Source organism: Exiguobacterium sp. Leaf187, from assembly GCF_001423925.1.
Lineage (GTDB): Bacteria > Bacillota > Bacilli > Exiguobacteriales > Exiguobacteriaceae > Exiguobacterium_A > Exiguobacterium_A indicum.
This window is the reverse complement of the sequence record NZ_LMPR01000009.1, coordinates 678,638-694,497: the sequence shown is the minus strand read 5'-3', so window position 1 is coordinate 694,497 and position 15,860 is coordinate 678,638. Positions and strand designations below refer to the sequence as shown.

Here is a 15,860-nt window from a genome sequence, read left to right as displayed (position 1 = left end):
TCTGATGTAAACGAACAACCGGTTCGCTTTCCCGAACCGGTTGTTGTTGTTTAAGTCAAGACTTCATACGTTGCCATCAGGAATTGTCCCGAATGGCGACTTGCTGTCAAACGAAGATTGGTCTCATTCGTCCCTTCCGGAAACAGCGGGATACCTGTTCCGAGGATGACAGGGGCGATTGCCAGTTCAATCGAGCGGATGCGTTTTAAGCGCAACGCTTCTTGAATCAATTCGCCACCACCGATCAGCCAAACGTCACCTTCGATCGTTGGCGTGATCCGGTCAAGCAGTTGATCGAGCGGTTCATCCGTATAAGTGACCGTCTCAGACGTTCGTTTCGTCCGGCTATAGATATAACTCGGAATATCTGCGTAAGGGTACGTCTCGCTGAGTTGCAGGACTTCATCATATGTTTTTCGTCCCATGATGACGGCACCGACTTGATCATAGAACGCTTGATAACCATTATCCCCGTCTCCGGCAACGGCAAGTAACCAATCAAGTGAACCGTCGAGTCTAGCAATTTTCCCGTCAAGACTACAAGCGATATAAAGAACGGTCGTAGGTTGTGACATCCATAATTCCTCCTTTTGCATCGTGTGACTTCATCTTAGCGTATAATGACGACAAAAGATGTCGTTATTTGAGGAGGAAATGTATGAATACGAGACAATGGCGTTTAGTCCGCTTGTTAAACCGGGGGGAACACTTCTCTGCACGGATGCTTGCGGAAGAATGTCAGGTGTCGATCCGGACGATTCAACGGGACATGACGGTACTTGAAGCAAATGGTTATCCGATCTACAGCGAACCAGGCGTAGCGGGGGGGTACCGGATGCTGCCGCACCGGAACATGCCGCCACTCGTCTTGACGGATGAAGAGACGATTGTCTTATTCATCCTTCTGGAATGGGTCGGACAGATTCCCGATTTTCCATTCGGTACGATTCGACAGGAAGTCGCTGAACGCTATGCGAACGAGTTACCGAAAATGACGGAGCAACAGATTGTAAAATGGAAAGACCGCTTTCGCTTTCAAACGGTCGACACACCACCGTCGCCGCAAAATCCAGCGTTACTCGACTTGTTAGAGAGCGGACGGATGGGGAATATTCTGTATGAGACGACAAAAGGACAACGCATGATCGTCGTAGATCCGATTGGTTTATCGTTCGAACAGAATCGCTGGTACTTCTATGGACAGACGAATCGAGGGTATCGCCAGTTCCGTGTTGATCGGATCAAAGACGTGACGCTTCATGAGTTGCCAGCAACCGAGTTAACCTTTTCAGATTTGGAACAAGACATGACACGTGTACCGATGACGACGGTGAAACTGGAAGTATCACCATTAGGCGAACGGTTGCTAGAGGGGATTTTACCGATTCAGTCGGAACGAACATGGTTGGTTCCGGAAACCGAACTGCCGTATCTCGGACGCCAATTGATGCGGCTCGGTCCGGAAGTGCGAGTCCTTGAACCACTCGAACTCCGGGAGCAGTTGATTCGTCAAGCAGCAGAAATGATTGCTGTGCAACGGTCCGATAAGGCGCTCGGACAGGATTGATTAAAAAACTATGTTAGGATATAGGTAGAAAGAAACAATAGAGGAAGGGGTCTTCCATGGAAACACTATCATTGATTTTATTGATGCTTGCGCTTATTTTATTGACGCAAGTCATCGGACATTACATCCGTTTCATCCCAACGGCTTTGATTCAAATCATTGCCGGAACCGTCGCCGCTCTCCTGATGAGTGGTTTGACGATCGAGGTCGAATCCGAGTGGTTCCTCCTCTTATTCATCGCACCGTTACTTTACAACGATAGTTCTCACTTCCCACGAGAAGATTTATGGCGGATGCGGACAGCGATCTTCGGGAACGCGATCATTCTCGTCTTGTTGACGACGATCGTCGGAGGATACTTCATCAACTGGTTGATTCCAGTTATTCCAGTCGCTGCTGCCTTTGCTTTAGCTGCGATTTTATCGCCGACCGATCCGATTGCCGTCAACGGGATTGCGAAACGTGTCCAGATTCCAGAACAGATTCTGACGCTCGTCCGTGGAGAATCGCTGATCAATGACGCATCGGGACTCGTTGCGTTCAGTTATGCGGTCGCTGCTGTCGTCACAGGGTATTTCTCGCTTCAAAGCGCAACGACTGAGTTCTTCTACATGTTCATCGTCGGAGCATTGATCGGATTGACGATTTCACTCGCGATGAACTTTCTCAAGGTTCGCTTGCGTCGCGCCGGCATTGAAGATGTTGTTTTTTATGCCTTATTGCAAATTTTAACGCCATTCATCATCTTCTTCATCGCCGAAGAAGGGTTTCACGCGTCAGGCGTCATCGCCGTCGTGACAGGTGGTATCTTGCATGCCTTGATCAAAGAACGGACGGAAACGTTCTTTGCACAAGAGCAGACGTTGACGGATAACATCTGGACGATGATTGCGTATACGTTAAACGGGATTATCTTCTTATTGCTCGGTTTGACGTTGCCGGAAGCGACACGCGAGATTTTTGCAGATGATGCGATCAACAACTGGCGTCTCATGCTATATGTCATCGAAATCGGTTCATTCATTCTCGCGATCCGTCTCGTCTGGACGATGTTCTTCAATTGGTTCGATCATCGGTTCTTTAAAAAAGAGGACCGCGATCATCGTCGACCGTCCTTCAAACAAGATTTAATCACGACACTGGTCGGGGTTCGCGGAACGATCACGATGGTCGGGGTCTTGTCATTACCGTTCTTGACGGAGTCCGGCGAAGCCTTCCCGGAACGCTCATTGATCATCTTCCTTGCAGCGGGAGTCATCATCTATACACTCGTTCTCGCAACGATTCTCTTACCGGTCTTGAACCGGGGAGAAGCGGCTACACCGATCGCACTCGACCTGAATGCCCAAAAACAACGGATGATTCGCCGTGCAATCTCAGAAATCAAACAAGTGACGGACGAAGACAATGCGGTCGTTGCGTTTGATCTCCTTAATGAGTATCATGTCATGCTTCGGTTGCTTCGGGCACAGGAAAAAAGTCAGGAAGAGCTCGATCAATTCAATGATCAATTGAAAGCACTGCGACTGGAAGCCGTCCAGTGGGAAAAGGAAGAATCAAAACGTTTCGTCGCTGAGCACAAGGTGCCGGATCTGTTGAAGAAGGATGTCTTCCGCTCGATCGAAAACCGTCGTAAGGCGATCGGCAAGGATTCGCGTTTCCAAATCGTCCAACCGATTCGAAAATTGTGGTGGAAGCGGAAACGATCGAACATGTCATCTGACGCGTTGATTCAAATGACACAAGTCGAGCATGAACTGTATGAAAAGGTAATGGGCACAGTGATCGAACGTCTCGAGAATTGCCGCTCATCGTACCCACCAGACGTCGTTCAAAGTGTGCTGGAATTCTATAAACGACTTCGCTTCAAACATACGCGTTGGTCGTCACCAATCGGTGGCAAGGACGTCGATCAGCAAAAAGAAGAACTTTGCTTGAAAGCGATCGAAGTTCAGCGTCTTGAAATCGCGAATATGTCGAAAGAAGGGGATCTCTCGAACGAAGAGGAGAAGGAATTACGTCGCTTCATTCACTACATCGAGAGTGTCGTTCTCTACGAATACGTCGAATAACAACGAGACTGTTCGTTTGTCACATATTTAAAAGGAGCACGTTTTCTCTGAAAAAGAGAATCGTGCTCCTTTTGTGCGTCTTGATTTAAATCATGTATAGCGTCTTTTGGACTGCGTAGCGTTGATGGTCGTGAAATAGATGTTCGATTGCTTCAACCGGGTCGATCCATCGTAAGGCATGATCATCCTCAATCGGATCTTGTACTTTCTGCCCAGCATCACAACGATAGAACTGCCCTTCGTTCAAATAATATGCCGTTTCGTTTTGTGAATAGAAATGTTGATTGGCTCGTCCGATGAAATCACCGATTTCGATGTCCATCCCCGTTTCTTCTAGTACCTCTCTTTTAAGACAGTCTTCATACGTCTCATAGGTCTCGATACCGCCACCTGGAAGAAACAACTTACCGTCCTTTTTTTGAATGACGGCAATTTTACCTGTTTGAGAGTCGCGCATGACCGCATAAACAGCAGGTCTTGTTATGTAGTGTTGGTTCTGTTCTTGTTGCCCGAAGGTGATGACATCCATTCTTAAATCACTCCTTTTCGTATAATCATTTGAATTCAATCATACCTTACAAAATAGTATGTAAGCATGCCAAACAAAAACCCCTCATTTCACTCAAGAAATGAGGGGTGACCTATGGGTAAAGATCGTTTGTTTCAAACGAAATGTTTAATTGATTAACCGAGCGACAAGTATTTGACTTCGAGATAATCTTCGATGCCGTAGACGCCACCTTCACGGCCAAGACCACTCTCTTTATAGCCACCAAATGGAGCTTGTGCAGCAGATGGTGCGCCATCGTTCAGACCGACAATCCCGTATTCGAGTCGTTTTCCGAGCATCAATGCTTCATCGATGCGTTCAGAGAACGCGTAAGCTGCAAGTCCGTATGGTGTGTTGTTCGCCCGTTCGATGACTTCATCGAGTGTCTCAAAGACAGAGATCGGTGCGAGCGGACCAAACGTTTCTTCCTGCATGCAGAGCATGTCTTCTGTGACATTTGCAAGCACGGTTGGAGTGACGAAGTAGCCGACAGATTCGTCAATCGTACCACCAGTCAGGATCGTTGCCCCTTTTGCGACAGCGTCATCGATGTGTGCTTTGACTTTTGCGACGGCTTTCGCATTGATTAATGGACCAACTGTCGAGTCGGCGTCCATCCCGTTACCGACTTGCAGTTGTTTGACGGCAGCTGTGAATTTTTCCGTAAACTCATTAAGGACAGATGCTTGCACGTAGAAGCGGTTCGTCGCGACACACGCTTGACCACCGTTTCGGAATTTCGAGCGCATCGCGCCTTCGACAGCTTTGTCGAGATCCGCATTTTCCGTGACGATGAAGGGTGCATGTCCACCGAGTTCAAGTGACAATTTTTTCATCGTATCAGCTGCTTGACGCATGATCAATTTCCCGACGGCTGTTGAACCTGTGAACGTGATTTTCCGGACGCGAGAATCCGCTTGCCAGACGCCACTGATTGTTGCTGCGTCACCTGTTAGGACGTTGATGACCCCTTTAGGGATACCTGCTTCTTCTGCTAGTTCAACGAGGCGAAGTGCCGTAAACGGTGTCTCTTCTGATGGTTTAAGGACGATTGTACAACCTGCTGCAAGAGCCGGTGCGAGTTTGCGTGTGATCATTGCTGCTGGGAAGTTCCATGGTGTGATCGCTGCGACGACACCGACCGGTTCTTTTTCGACGAAGAGTCGTTTCCCTGGAACAGAAGCCGGAATCGTTTCACCGTAAATCCGACGTGCTTCTTCAGCGTACCAACGGACGTATTGATTGCCGTAATCGACTTCGCCAAGTGCTTCGACGTACGGTTTCCCTTGTTCCGTCGTCATGATGCGGGCGAGTTCCTCGCGGTTTTCGTTGATCAAGCGATACCAGGCGTCGACTAAATTCGCGCGTGTGTCTGCTGTTTCATTTGACCACTTAACGAATGCTTCGCTCGCTGCGTCAACGGAACGTTGTGCGTCTTCCGCTGAACTTGCTGGAACATGTCCGAGCAATGCTTTCGTTGCTGGGTCGTAGACCGGAATCGTTTCTGTCGTATCGTACCATTCACCATTAATTAAGTTCTTTTCAATCATCTTGTTGCACCTCCGTGAATTTCATTACGTCCTTTATTAAACACCTCAAGACGAGTGAGCGGAAGTTCCGCTTTGGATGGACAGTCATAACGAAACGGAATGACTCAAAAAAGTAGTTAATCGACTGAACAATCGGGAACAGTTAGAATAGAGGGGAATGAAAACGTCAAAATTGATGAAGGAGTCTAAAAACATGAGACGGAACTGGATCATTGGCGGTGTGGCGCTGAGTCTGCTACTAAGTGGATGTGGGGAAAGCGAAGTCAGCGAGAAAAAGTCGGAAAAAACACGAGAGACACAGCAAAAAAGACAAGCTTCGCAACAGGCATACATAGAAAAGACGATACAGCGTGCTGATCGTTACGCTGCCCAGTACGATTATGACCGGGCGATCAAAGTGTTGAAACCCGTCCGCGCAAAAGAGACGAAACAGAGGGAAGAGGAATACGAACAGAAAAAGCAGGCGCTCCTGCCTGTGACGAAACCTGTACCGCATCTCTTCTTCCATTCATTGATTGCTGATCCAAACCAAGCATTTGATGGCGACCGGAAGGAAGCAGGGTACGATGATTACATGGTGACGCAACAGGAATTCGAACGGATCTTGGATGCGTTGTATAAAAACGATTACGTGCTCGTCCGACCAACAGACCTAGCAAAAGAGGTGAACGGGAAGATCGTCGAGACACCCGTCCGTTTACCAAAAGGAAAGCAACCGCTCGTGTTGTCGCAGGACGACGTCAATTATTACGAATACATGGAAGGCGACGGATTTGCGAAGAATTTAAAAGTGAAGGATGGCAAAATTGTCAACGCGATGATTGGAAAGCCGGATGGTGCTTATGATCTCGTACCGATTGTCGATGCGTTCGTCCAGTCTCATCCTGACTTTTCCTATAAAGGAGCAAAAGGGTTGCTCGGTATCACAGGCTATAACGGAGTGCTCGGGTATCGTTCCTCCTACAATCAATACGGTCATAATGAAAAGGTCGAAACGGCACGAAAACAAGCGAAGCAGACCGCCGTCGCGTTAAACAAGGACGGCTGGCAGTTCGCGAGTCATACGTATGGACATATTTGGGTCGGAAAAGAGTCAGTTCCTACGATCCGCGCGGATCTTAAACGTTACAAACAGGACGTAGAACCATTGATCGGAAAAACAACGCAACTGATTTATCCATATGGCAGTGACGTCGGGGATTGGCATGAGTATTCGGGTGAGAAATATCGTTTGCTCATCGATAGCGGTTTCCGTTATTTCTTCAATGTCGATGCGAGTCAACATGCGTGGAAGCAAGTTGGACCCGACTACTTCCGCCAAGCTCGAATCAACGTTGATGGGATTCGTTTACGTCAAGCCGTTGCCGGAAATACGAGCATACTCGATCCATTCTTTGATGCGAAAGAAGTCTTTGATCCAGCACGACCGGAACGGAAGTGAGTGATTGAAAACTAGTTAATTCATCGATTAAAGCAATTAAAAAGGTAGTGGCTGCATTCCGTCCTGATCCGTAAAGTGATAGGTCTTCGCGAGATCGGCAACGAAGACGGCTTGTCCAGAATAACGGCTAACATCGTCATCCGCTATCAGCGCTGTAACGGCTCGTCCGATATAGGTCGTCGATTCAGTCGCAGCACTCGCGAATCCAGCATCGACGACCCGTTCCGTCCGCATGAAACCGGGGCAGAGCGCGATGACAGAAATGGTCGTCTGAGCTAACTCCTGCGCCATGACGTGTGTCATTCGATTAATCGTTTGCATCGCCAAATCATAATAAAGATTTCCAGCCATCTGATCTGGAGTGAATGACGTCAAATTGATGACGAGCGCAGCTGGACTCTGTTGCAACAAGGGCATCGCAGCCCGAATCGTCCACAAATACGCTTTTGGTCCGGCAGACATCATCGCGTCCCAATGTTCCGGTGGTCGCTCCCAAAACCGTCGTCCAGTTCCAGACGGTAAGTGGCTTTCCGAACCACCGAACACACAATTGACGAGGAGATCGATTCGACCATGTTGGTGCTGAATCTGCTGAATCAGAAGATCAATGTCCGTTTGATTCGTATGGTCACAAACGACCGGTATGCCGAGTCCGCCGCGTGCCGTGACACCAGTAGCCGTCTCTTCGATCGTTTCGCTTCGATGATCCGTCGTCTGTTCATTCGTACTTCGTCCCGTGACGTAAACGATCATTCCGGCGTCACCTAAGGCATAAGCGATGCCACGTCCGGAGCCACGGGAGCCACCAGCGACGAGTGCAATCCGTTTTGACATGATGAAGCTCCTTTCAGATACGAGAAGACGGATGGGCAGATGCGCATCCGTCTTCTTCTGTCTTAAAAACCTTTAATCGTCATCCCACCATCGACATAAAGCGTTTGCCCGGTCACGTAACGGGCAGCAGCAGACGATAAGAAGACGGCTGGTCCAACCAGTTCTTCTAATTCACCGACCCGCCCGAGTGGTGTCACGTCAACGATCTCTTGCAGGTATGTAGAATCTTTCAGCAATGGTTCCGTTAATGGTGTCTTAAAATACCACGGTCCGATCGCATTGACGCGAATGTTTCGTGGTCCCCATTCAAGCGCCAATACTTTCGTCATCTGAATCATTGCCGCTTTCGTCGTCGCATATACGACGCCGGTCCGTAAGGCGACGTGACCAGCAACCGAGGCGATATTCAGAATGCTTCCACCTGTCTCCTGCATCCGTTTACCAATTTCTTGAGCAAAGAAGAAAGCGGATTTCAGATTGGTCTGTTGGATCGTTTCCCACTCGTCTTCCGTCACATCGAGTGCCTTCGAACGAATGTTCATTCCGGCATTGTTGACGAGCCCATCAATCTGCAGTACTTGTTCGTAAGCACGAGCTACCGTCTCGACGACTTGTTTCCGGTCAGTGATGTCGCACGGGAATATGTAAGCCGTTCGACCGAGTCGTTCGATTTCTTGTGCCGTCTCCTTCAAATCCCGTTCCGTCCGGGCGACGAGAATGATGTTAGCACCGGCTTCAGCCATCCCGATGGCGAGCGCGCGTCCGATGCCTCGACCAGCTCCTGTGATGAGAAATGTCTGATCGGTTAACGAAAAACTTGGAAGATACATGATGTCACGTCCTTTTATTGAGAGTCATCACTTACTCTAATGAAAAATTGACTGAAAAGAAAGAAAAATCACTCCAAGGTAGAGTAGGGATGGTAAAATATTGAAAAGGAGGGATGAGATGAAGCGTGGTTTAGTTGTGACATTATGTATAACACTCGTGAGCCTTGCTGCTATTCAACTAGTCGGTACAGAAGTTTATCGTTATTTCTTTTATGATCCGGCAACCTATCAAGCCCGATTTATGGTTGATGGAGGCGGGAAAGAAGAAGGAAAACCGACCAAGCAAAAAATGGACATCCAAAGCGGGGGATTTGCGGATAAGGATGCCTTAGGTGTTGCTACCTTTTACGGCGTCATCGGTCTTGTCATACTACTGATTGTCATCTTTAGTGTGCGTTATTTCTTGAAGCGTTTGCGAAAACGACGCAAACGAGAGAATGTAATCGACGATTTAATGCAGCCGCCGCCGGTGTTTTCCCCAAATCGTTCGACACGACAAACACTTGTTGGTGAAGAATCAGAGTCAGAGATTCGCCGTCTGTTACAAACGTTCGATCGGCAACTGACACGACAAAAACGCCGCCGCTCCGAAGAGACGGTCGGCGAATGGTTACAACGGATTGATGTCACGCTTGATCCATCGATCTACCATCTCGTCCGGTACGGTGACACACCGGATTCGGCGATTTCACAAGATCAAGTCGATGGGCTGAGGCATGAACTACAAGTGCACCTTCAGCGCGACTGACCAAGTAAATCAAGCAGAATCGCATGATGAGAGGCGTCCCGTGAGACGAGTGACAATTCACGGACGACATCAAACCCGTCGACCGGTAACGTCTTGATTTCTGGGGATAGTCCGTCTTGGAAAATCTCCGGCAACAGGGCAATACCGAGCCCTGCACGGATGAAACCGAGGACGCTTGAACCGAATTCCATCTCGTTTTCTGCTTGGTAGACGGCACCTCGCTCGATGAACGCGTCCTTTAGGATGTTCGTCGAATCGCAATCGATCGGAAGCGACAAGAAAGAGGCGTCACGAATTTGCTCAAACGCCACAGACGTACAGCCTGTGAATCGTTCATCGTCTTGATGGACATAAAGTAAAAAGTTCTCCGTATACAAATGGGTCGTATGATACGGATGGACATGGTGACGATCGTCGAGTAAGACAGCATCGTATCGGCGTTCTTCAAGACCTTGCATCAAATCGATCGTCGTATGCGCCGTCTTCAACTTAAGATCCGGGGCCGTCGCTTGACGCGAGACGTGACGGGGGAGATACGTCATCGCGACGCTTGGCCATGATCCGAGCGTCAGTGTCGTCCGTTCGTCGATCGTACCGATTCGTCGTTTCATCTGATCGATCCGGTCAAGCAGTTCACGACTCTCTTCAAAGACGATTTCGCCAGCAGTCGTCAACGTGACACCATGTGCCGAACGGTGTAACAACGAGACGTCGAGTGCACTCTCAAGACTTTTGATTTGTTTACTTAACGCCGGTTGCGTCATATGCAGTACTTCGCTTGCTTTCGTCAGGCTGCCGGTCTCCGCGGTGACGAGGAATGCTTCCATCCATTCGGTCTTCATTGGTTCACGCTCTTTTCATACAGGTTGTTTAGAACTTACGCCATTTGAACGCATCTGACAATCATTTTGCATTTTTTATATTCTTAGTTTGGAATATTCTAAATTGGGAATATATAAAATAAAGAGGTGAACGGATATGAATGATCGGATACCAATACGATTCTCAGCTCTCGGAGACGCGACACGGATTCAACTCATCGAAGCGTTACGAAATGGTCCTCGCTCCGTCAATGAGTTAGCTGAACAACTACACTTACGCCAACCGCAAACCTCGAAGCATTTAAAGCTGTTGCTTGACGCGGAACTAATCACTGTCGAACGGCAGGCGAATCGTCGCTTGTATAGCCTTCGCCCAGAAACGTTTCGAGAGCTCGTCATGTGGAGCAACTCGCTTGCACAAATGGAAGCCCGCATGCATCGTCTAGACGCACATTTGAAGCAGATTCAGTCGAACGTGAAGGGAGACGGGACGAATGAAAAAGGAATTGAAGACCTCGATTGAGGGGAAGACTTTACGAATGGAATGGACATGTGAGGCTCCTCGAGATAATGTCTTTGCTGCATTCACAGAAAAAGAGCAACTCGAAGCGTGGTGGGGACCGGAAGGCTGGGAGACGATGATCAAGACGTTTGAGTTTCAACCAGGTGGTGTATGGCATTATTGCATGCGCTGTGTTGATCCGGCGCAAGGTGACTTTTACGGCATGGAGTCGTGGGGGAAAGCGATTTTCAGACACATCGATTCTCCGAACACGTATAGTCATGCCGATTATTTCTCGGACGCGTCAGGGGCGATCTCTGAACATTTACCGGGTAGCGAAAATGTCACGACATTCCTCGACCTCGGGGAGACGACGTTGATTGTCTTCGAGTCGACCTATGAGACAGAAGCAGCCGTGCAAGAAGTGCTCGGTATGGGGATGAAGGAGGGCTTTACGTCGCAACTGTATCGCCTTGATCGCTTATTAACGAAACGTTGAGAAGGAGTCGGTGAAGGATGCGGAAGCTCGGTCTTATAGTATGTCTGCTTTGTTTAGCCGGTTGTGGAAAATATACGTTGGAAGAGGCGAAAGAGAATGGCGACATCATCGTCCAGAATGATGTTACGAACAGCGACCGATTCGAGTCCTTTTTAAAGAAGTCAACGCAAGGCAAATCAGATCAGATCCGCATCACGGCATTTACGACTGAAGGAGACCCAGTATTGTATGACGTCAAGTATGATGGAAAGTCGTATCAATACACGTCTGATTCATCGCGTGATCAATTCGGTACAACAGACGATGATCGTAAAAACGAAGTCTGTAAGAGACTCGTCAAGACAAGCGAGAAGGAACAGTCGGTCTATACGTTACGCCAATGCGCTGAAGGGGCGGATCATGAGCTCTTACGATTGCCAACACAATAATCAAAAAGGATCGTGTCCCGTCGAATCAATCAGCGGGCACGATCCTTTTTATTCGATTTCGAGACGACGTAAAGCTTCGCGCCAACTGGAGAAGCGTTCAATCAACAACGTCAGTGAAGGTGCTTGATGCGCACGCGCCCACTTAGCATATTGTTGACTCGTCAGAAGTGGTCCATGTGTGGCTGCAGCTTGTTGAAGAGCGTCTAAGCAGTCTTGATCGGTGAAGAAGCCGTTCGAGGTGAGGTCGAAGTGCGCTAAGGCATTTTTCCACGTGCCGAAACGACGAATGATCGTATTTGCGCTTAGCATCTCTGGGTGTAAATCTCGTAATTCTGTGTAGGAGCGAATCGTCATGTTCGTTCCTTTTTGTGCGACATAAAAGGCGACGCTCTCTTCGATCGACCACCGTTTCGTTCGCTTAACCGCGGCGGGACGGTTTAACGTCATGCGTTCTTTCGTCGATAAATGGGAAGTCTTGACGATTCCAGCTCGTTCTAACAGGTGTGCCCACGAACCGAATCGGGCATTGATCTCTTCAAGAGAAGGATAAGGAAGTTGAGCTGCTAACTTTTGATAATGGGTAGCTTTCATAGGTGAATGGTGCATTTGATGAAGACCTTGAATCAAGCGGATGATCTTCTCATCCGTTGCTAAGGTGGAAGTGGAAGTCGGATGTTGACGCATGCAAGATATCTCCCTTTTGAATGGTTGTTTCAATTACAGGCTAGTGTAGCATGAGCGATTGCGAGAACATACTAACAATATCGTAAGGTAAGAAAAATAGCGCATTTTTATCCAGGAAATACAGGAAAATCAGAGAAGAAACACGAATACAATATTATAGAAGAAAAGAGGGGGAACTGATCAATGACAGAAACACAGACGATTGATACGATGGAGGATATTTTAAAGATGCTCGACGCACGATTGCGTGAACCAGAACCGTTTTGGGACAAGTTCTATGAAGATCGGTCGAAACCGGTCCCGTTTTTTAAGAACATTCCGGACGAGAACTTAGTTCGCTACATCGAAGAGGGCTGGCTCTCGCCTGGTGACGCATTAGATCTCGGAACAGGACCGGGTCGAAATGCGATTTATCTCGCAACACACGGTTTCTCGGTGACGGGACTGGATCTCTCAGCAACCGCGTTAGACTGGGCAACAGAACAAGCGCAACAGACTGGAGCGCAGGTTGCGTTTCGAAAGCAAGATTTTCTAGAGACGACCGAACAGAATACATATGATTTCATTTACGATTCCGGCTGTTTTCATCATATGGCGCCACATCGACGTGTGACTTATGTGACGCGACTGAAGGAGATGTTGCGCCCAGGAGGATATTTCGGATTGACGTGTTTTGTTGCGGGCGGTCCGCTTGGCGGGGCGACGTTGACGGACTGGGAGGTCTATCAAGAAAATAGTCTCCAAGGTGGACTCGGATACACGAAAGAGCGATTACTCTCCATATTCGATGCATTCGACGTCATCGAACTAACGGAAATGAAACCCGTTGACAATCCGGAGGCATTATTTGGTCATGCTGGACTGTGGACCGGTCTGTTTCGATTAAAGGATTGATTCGTCCGGCATTCGAGACGCGAACCAGTCTACAAAGTAGTGGACATCCTCTAGCGAAACGATTTGGTGTGTATCGTAAGCGGCGAACAGTGACAAAAAGCGCGGTTCGTCAGGAAAATAATGAAGCAAGATCGGGCGGAGTGTCTCTAGGTCATGCATGAAGCTTTGATCTTCCTCTAAGATGAGGTGATAGGCGCTCCGAACAATCCGTTTCACGATCGAATCCGAATCAAGCAAGGTGACTTGCCCTTTCTCTAGACGTGATAGATCAGACCTCAACTGCTCGGATAGCCCACTGTTTAATGCGAAGCCAAGAGCGCGTGTCGGACGAAGGGACGGAAATCGACTTTGGAGATTTTCGCCTGCCAGAAACAAGTTGACGGATTTCAACCAGACGCCCCAACGAAGTGCTTCGTCATCCCGTATGACGTCGCCAAGCAGACCGATGTCATAATCGATTTTGGTGACGAATGGATAGTCCTTCAACCAGTCTTCTGTCCGTTCATCTAACTGCATGTGTTCTTCTTCCGTCAACGGTTCTGTCAAAATCAGTGTAAAATCGAGATCGGATTCAAAGGGACGCGCCGTTCCTTTGGCGACGCTGCCATACAAGTACACGCCATGAAACGCGGATAAGGTTTGTACATAGGCGACGACGTCCTGAATCACGGCACGATAACGGACAGGAATCGCTTCAGCGGAAGTTGGATTATGGATGTAGCCATTTTTCGTGCCCAATGTCGTTGGATATTGCATCTGTTTTCCTCCTCATCCTTCAGGGATGGATTGATAGCGATACCACTTCTTGTTTCACTCTACATATAAAAACATCGTATCATCTTTTTCTTGATAGATGACCGTACCGCTCTTACGACGAGTGGCCATGCCGTCCTTGAGCGTCTTTTCGGATGCTATTTTTTGAACACGTGGACCAGGAGTCAAAGAAAGACTCGAGACGGTTACTACCTGATCTAGTCGATACACGCGATCGTTCAAGCGGATGACGTCTTGAGCTTGCTTAATGGCTTCCGCCGCGATGAGGTCCGTCGTTGTCATCGTCGTCTCCGCTAAGCATCCACTGAGAAAAAGAATGACCAATACAATAGTAGCTAACACTTTTTTCATGAAAATACCTCTTTCTCTGGTTATATGTCGTAATTTACGATATATTCGGATTATACGATGTAAGGGGGAGCATTATGATTTCAGCTGATTTTGCAAAAATTTATTATCAATTACATCCACGGTTCGAAGAAAACCTGTCTCACCAAAGTGTGCGTATTTTGCAATACATTCAATTTGCGATGAATCCGACGATCAAGCAGATTGCCGAGGCATTTCGCCTCTCACATAATACGACGTCTGAGCACGTCAAAAAGTTGGAGAGATTAGGCTATATCGAAAAAAAGCGAAATCCAGAAGACCAGCGCCAAGTGACGATTGGTTTGACAGTCTTAGGAGATACAATCGTTCGTCGTCATACCGAGCTCGATCCTGAACGGTTAAATCAAGTCCTTGCTACGATGTCAAAAACAGAACAACAGACGATTGAACAGGCGTTTCGATTGTTGCGGGAGGCGGCAGATGACTGCTTTTCTCGTTAAGGTGCTGTCGAGCGCACTGGTCATCGGTCTCGTCACGGAAGTCGCCCGGCGTTCACCGTCACTGGGTGGTGTGTTGTCTGCATTGCCCGTCGTCAGTCTGATCAGCTTTGCCTGGCTCGTTAAACAGGGAAGTGAACGGGCAGAACTGAGTACATTCTTAAAGAGTGTGTTACTCGGATTACCAGCGACGTTCTTATTGCTTGCCGTCTTATATGGGTTAATTCGCTTAGGGATTCCTGTTTTTTACAGTATACTTGGTGCAACAAGTTTTTTTTATCGTTTGTTGGTATGTTCAACGTCAACTACAACATTGGTGGCAAACGTAATCAAAAAGGAGCGAAAGCGATGGTAATCCTTCAAACGGAGCGCTTGACGATTCATCCATGTTCAGCGAATGACGTGACACGTTTACAACAACAGCACTACGATAACGGACCGGAAGTTCAGCAGCATTTGATGTCAATAGCGTCAGATCCCTCGCTACTATACTGGGGCAGCTGGCTCGTCATGACAAAGGATGGTCAAGTAATCGGGGATATCGGATTCAAGGGGAAGCTGGACATACGACAAGCGGTCGAAATCGGTTATGGTCTGTTACCAGCGTATCTCAATCAAGGGTTTGCGACGGAAGCAGTTCTAGCATTGATTGAATGGGCGTTTGAACAAACGGAAGTGACAGGGGTACTTGCGAAGACGGAGTCGACGAATCAAGCATCAATCCGAGTACTCGAAAAAGCGGGATTGATTCAGGTCGGGAGCGACAATCAATATATCATGTGGGAGCGTATGAAGAGGGTGTAAAGGAAACTTGACAGGTGGTGTGTTATTTACATATA

General features: G+C 48.1%; 20 protein-coding genes. 11 read left to right on the top strand and 9 right to left on the bottom strand.

All coding sequences use genetic code 11. The features are described from left to right. Positions 1 to 50: 50 nt before the first annotated feature. Positions 51 to 575 (bottom strand): dihydrofolate reductase family protein, encoded by a 525-nt coding sequence (locus ASF99_RS07880; RefSeq protein ID WP_055968358.1) that lies wholly within the window; start codon positions 573 to 575, stop codon positions 51 to 53. Positions 576 to 658: 83 nt separating this feature from the next. Between ASF99_RS07880 and ASF99_RS07875 the strand changes: the two genes are divergently transcribed. After that, positions 659 to 1,567 (top strand): helix-turn-helix transcriptional regulator, encoded by a 909-nt coding sequence (locus ASF99_RS07875; RefSeq protein ID WP_055968356.1) that lies wholly within the window; start codon positions 659 to 661, stop codon positions 1,565 to 1,567. A gap of 56 nt (positions 1,568 to 1,623) precedes the next feature. Next, positions 1,624 to 3,639: a Na+/H+ antiporter gene (locus tag ASF99_RS07870; RefSeq protein ID WP_023468480.1), complete on the top strand. Its 2,016-nt coding sequence runs from the start codon at positions 1,624 to 1,626 to the stop codon at positions 3,637 to 3,639. An 85-nt stretch (positions 3,640 to 3,724) separates the two neighbouring features. Here the strand turns inward: ASF99_RS07870 and ASF99_RS07865 are convergent, their stop codons facing one another. Continuing rightward, on the bottom strand, positions 3,725 to 4,168 hold the full coding sequence (locus ASF99_RS07865) for an NUDIX hydrolase (protein ID WP_023468479.1): 444 nt from the start codon (positions 4,166 to 4,168) through the stop codon (positions 3,725 to 3,727). A gap of 155 nt (positions 4,169 to 4,323) precedes the next feature. Further along, on the bottom strand, positions 4,324 to 5,739 hold the full coding sequence (locus ASF99_RS07860; protein ID WP_023468478.1) for an NAD-dependent succinate-semialdehyde dehydrogenase: 1,416 nt from the start codon (positions 5,737 to 5,739) through the stop codon (positions 4,324 to 4,326). Positions 5,740 to 5,932: 193 nt separating this feature from the next. Here ASF99_RS07860 and ASF99_RS07855 point away from each other — a divergent pair, with 193 nt between their 5' ends. Beyond that, positions 5,933 to 7,180, top strand: coding sequence for a polysaccharide deacetylase family protein (locus ASF99_RS07855; protein WP_235515894.1), 1,248 nt, complete (start codon positions 5,933 to 5,935; stop codon positions 7,178 to 7,180). A 36-nt stretch (positions 7,181 to 7,216) separates the two neighbouring features. Here ASF99_RS07855 and ASF99_RS07850 read toward each other — a convergent pair whose 3' ends face one another. Together ASF99_RS07850 and ASF99_RS07845 are read right to left on the bottom strand one after the other, a co-directional pair. After that, the gene (locus tag ASF99_RS07850; protein ID WP_055968354.1) at positions 7,217 to 8,014 is read right to left on the bottom strand and encodes an SDR family NAD(P)-dependent oxidoreductase; all 798 of its coding nucleotides are present in this window, start codon (positions 8,012 to 8,014) and stop codon (positions 7,217 to 7,219) included. A gap of 62 nt (positions 8,015 to 8,076) precedes the next feature. Next, entirely contained in the window at positions 8,077 to 8,844 is a 768-nt protein-coding gene (locus ASF99_RS07845; RefSeq protein ID WP_055968351.1) for an SDR family NAD(P)-dependent oxidoreductase, read from the bottom strand. A 118-nt stretch (positions 8,845 to 8,962) separates the two neighbouring features. On the opposite strand from ASF99_RS07845, the gene ASF99_RS07840 reads away from it, so the two are divergent. Next, positions 8,963 to 9,592, top strand: a complete 630-nt coding sequence (locus ASF99_RS07840) for a hypothetical protein (RefSeq protein WP_023468475.1) — start codon at positions 8,963 to 8,965, stop codon at positions 9,590 to 9,592. Here the strand turns inward: ASF99_RS07840 and ASF99_RS07835 are convergent. Beyond that, positions 9,580 to 10,434 (bottom strand): LysR family transcriptional regulator, encoded by an 855-nt coding sequence (locus ASF99_RS07835; protein WP_035397093.1) that lies wholly within the window; start codon positions 10,432 to 10,434, stop codon positions 9,580 to 9,582. The genes ASF99_RS07840 and ASF99_RS07835 overlap by 13 nt on opposite strands. 136 nt (positions 10,435 to 10,570) lie before the next feature. On the opposite strand from ASF99_RS07835, the gene ASF99_RS07830 reads away from it, so the two are divergent. From ASF99_RS07830 to ASF99_RS07820, 3 genes are read left to right on the top strand one after another with little or no spacing between them, the layout of a single operon-like run. After that, entirely contained in the window at positions 10,571 to 10,936 is a 366-nt protein-coding gene (locus ASF99_RS07830; RefSeq protein WP_055968349.1) for an ArsR/SmtB family transcription factor, read from the top strand. Between the two features lie 16 nt (positions 10,937 to 10,952). Further along, positions 10,953 to 11,414, top strand: a complete 462-nt coding sequence (locus tag ASF99_RS07825; protein WP_235515887.1) for an SRPBCC family protein — start codon at positions 10,953 to 10,955, stop codon at positions 11,412 to 11,414. A gap of 17 nt (positions 11,415 to 11,431) precedes the next feature. Continuing rightward, the gene (locus ASF99_RS07820; protein WP_055968344.1) at positions 11,432 to 11,842 is read left to right on the top strand and encodes a DUF4362 domain-containing protein; all 411 of its coding nucleotides are present in this window, start codon (positions 11,432 to 11,434) and stop codon (positions 11,840 to 11,842) included. 48 nt (positions 11,843 to 11,890) lie between these two features. Here the strand turns inward: ASF99_RS07820 and ASF99_RS07815 are convergent, their stop codons facing one another. Then, complete coding sequence (locus ASF99_RS07815; RefSeq protein ID WP_050677254.1) at positions 11,891 to 12,526, bottom strand: homing endonuclease associated repeat-containing protein; 636 nt, start codon at positions 12,524 to 12,526, stop codon at positions 11,891 to 11,893. A 183-nt stretch (positions 12,527 to 12,709) separates the two neighbouring features. Here ASF99_RS07815 and ASF99_RS07810 point away from each other — a divergent pair, with 183 nt between their 5' ends. Then, on the top strand, positions 12,710 to 13,420 hold the full coding sequence (locus tag ASF99_RS07810; RefSeq protein ID WP_055968342.1) for an SAM-dependent methyltransferase: 711 nt from the start codon (positions 12,710 to 12,712) through the stop codon (positions 13,418 to 13,420). On the opposite strand, the gene ASF99_RS07805 is transcribed toward ASF99_RS07810, so the two are convergent. Both ASF99_RS07805 and ASF99_RS07800 read right to left on the bottom strand, forming a co-directional pair. After that, the gene (locus ASF99_RS07805) at positions 13,409 to 14,176 is read right to left on the bottom strand and encodes a nucleotidyltransferase domain-containing protein (RefSeq protein WP_055968340.1); all 768 of its coding nucleotides are present in this window, start codon (positions 14,174 to 14,176) and stop codon (positions 13,409 to 13,411) included. The genes ASF99_RS07810 and ASF99_RS07805 overlap by 12 nt on opposite strands. A gap of 54 nt (positions 14,177 to 14,230) precedes the next feature. Then, positions 14,231 to 14,545, bottom strand: a complete 315-nt coding sequence (locus ASF99_RS07800; protein WP_055968338.1) for a hypothetical protein — start codon at positions 14,543 to 14,545, stop codon at positions 14,231 to 14,233. Between the two features lie 74 nt (positions 14,546 to 14,619). Between ASF99_RS07800 and ASF99_RS07795 the strand changes: the two genes are divergently transcribed. The 3 genes from ASF99_RS07795 to ASF99_RS07785 are packed head-to-tail and all read left to right on the top strand — an operon-like array spanning position 14,620 to position 15,825. Next, positions 14,620 to 15,024 (top strand): MarR family winged helix-turn-helix transcriptional regulator, encoded by a 405-nt coding sequence (locus ASF99_RS07795; RefSeq protein WP_055968336.1) that lies wholly within the window; start codon positions 14,620 to 14,622, stop codon positions 15,022 to 15,024. Further along, positions 15,005 to 15,376 carry a DUF3147 family protein gene (locus tag ASF99_RS07790; RefSeq protein WP_055968335.1) on the top strand — a complete coding sequence of 124 codons (372 nt, stop codon included), beginning with the start codon at positions 15,005 to 15,007 and terminating at the stop codon, positions 15,374 to 15,376. The genes ASF99_RS07795 and ASF99_RS07790 overlap by 20 nt, the downstream gene beginning before the upstream one ends. After that, complete coding sequence (locus ASF99_RS07785; RefSeq protein ID WP_055968333.1) at positions 15,370 to 15,825, top strand: GNAT family N-acetyltransferase; 456 nt, start codon at positions 15,370 to 15,372, stop codon at positions 15,823 to 15,825. The genes ASF99_RS07790 and ASF99_RS07785 overlap by 7 nt, the downstream gene beginning before the upstream one ends. Positions 15,826 to 15,860: the final 35 nt, after the last annotated feature.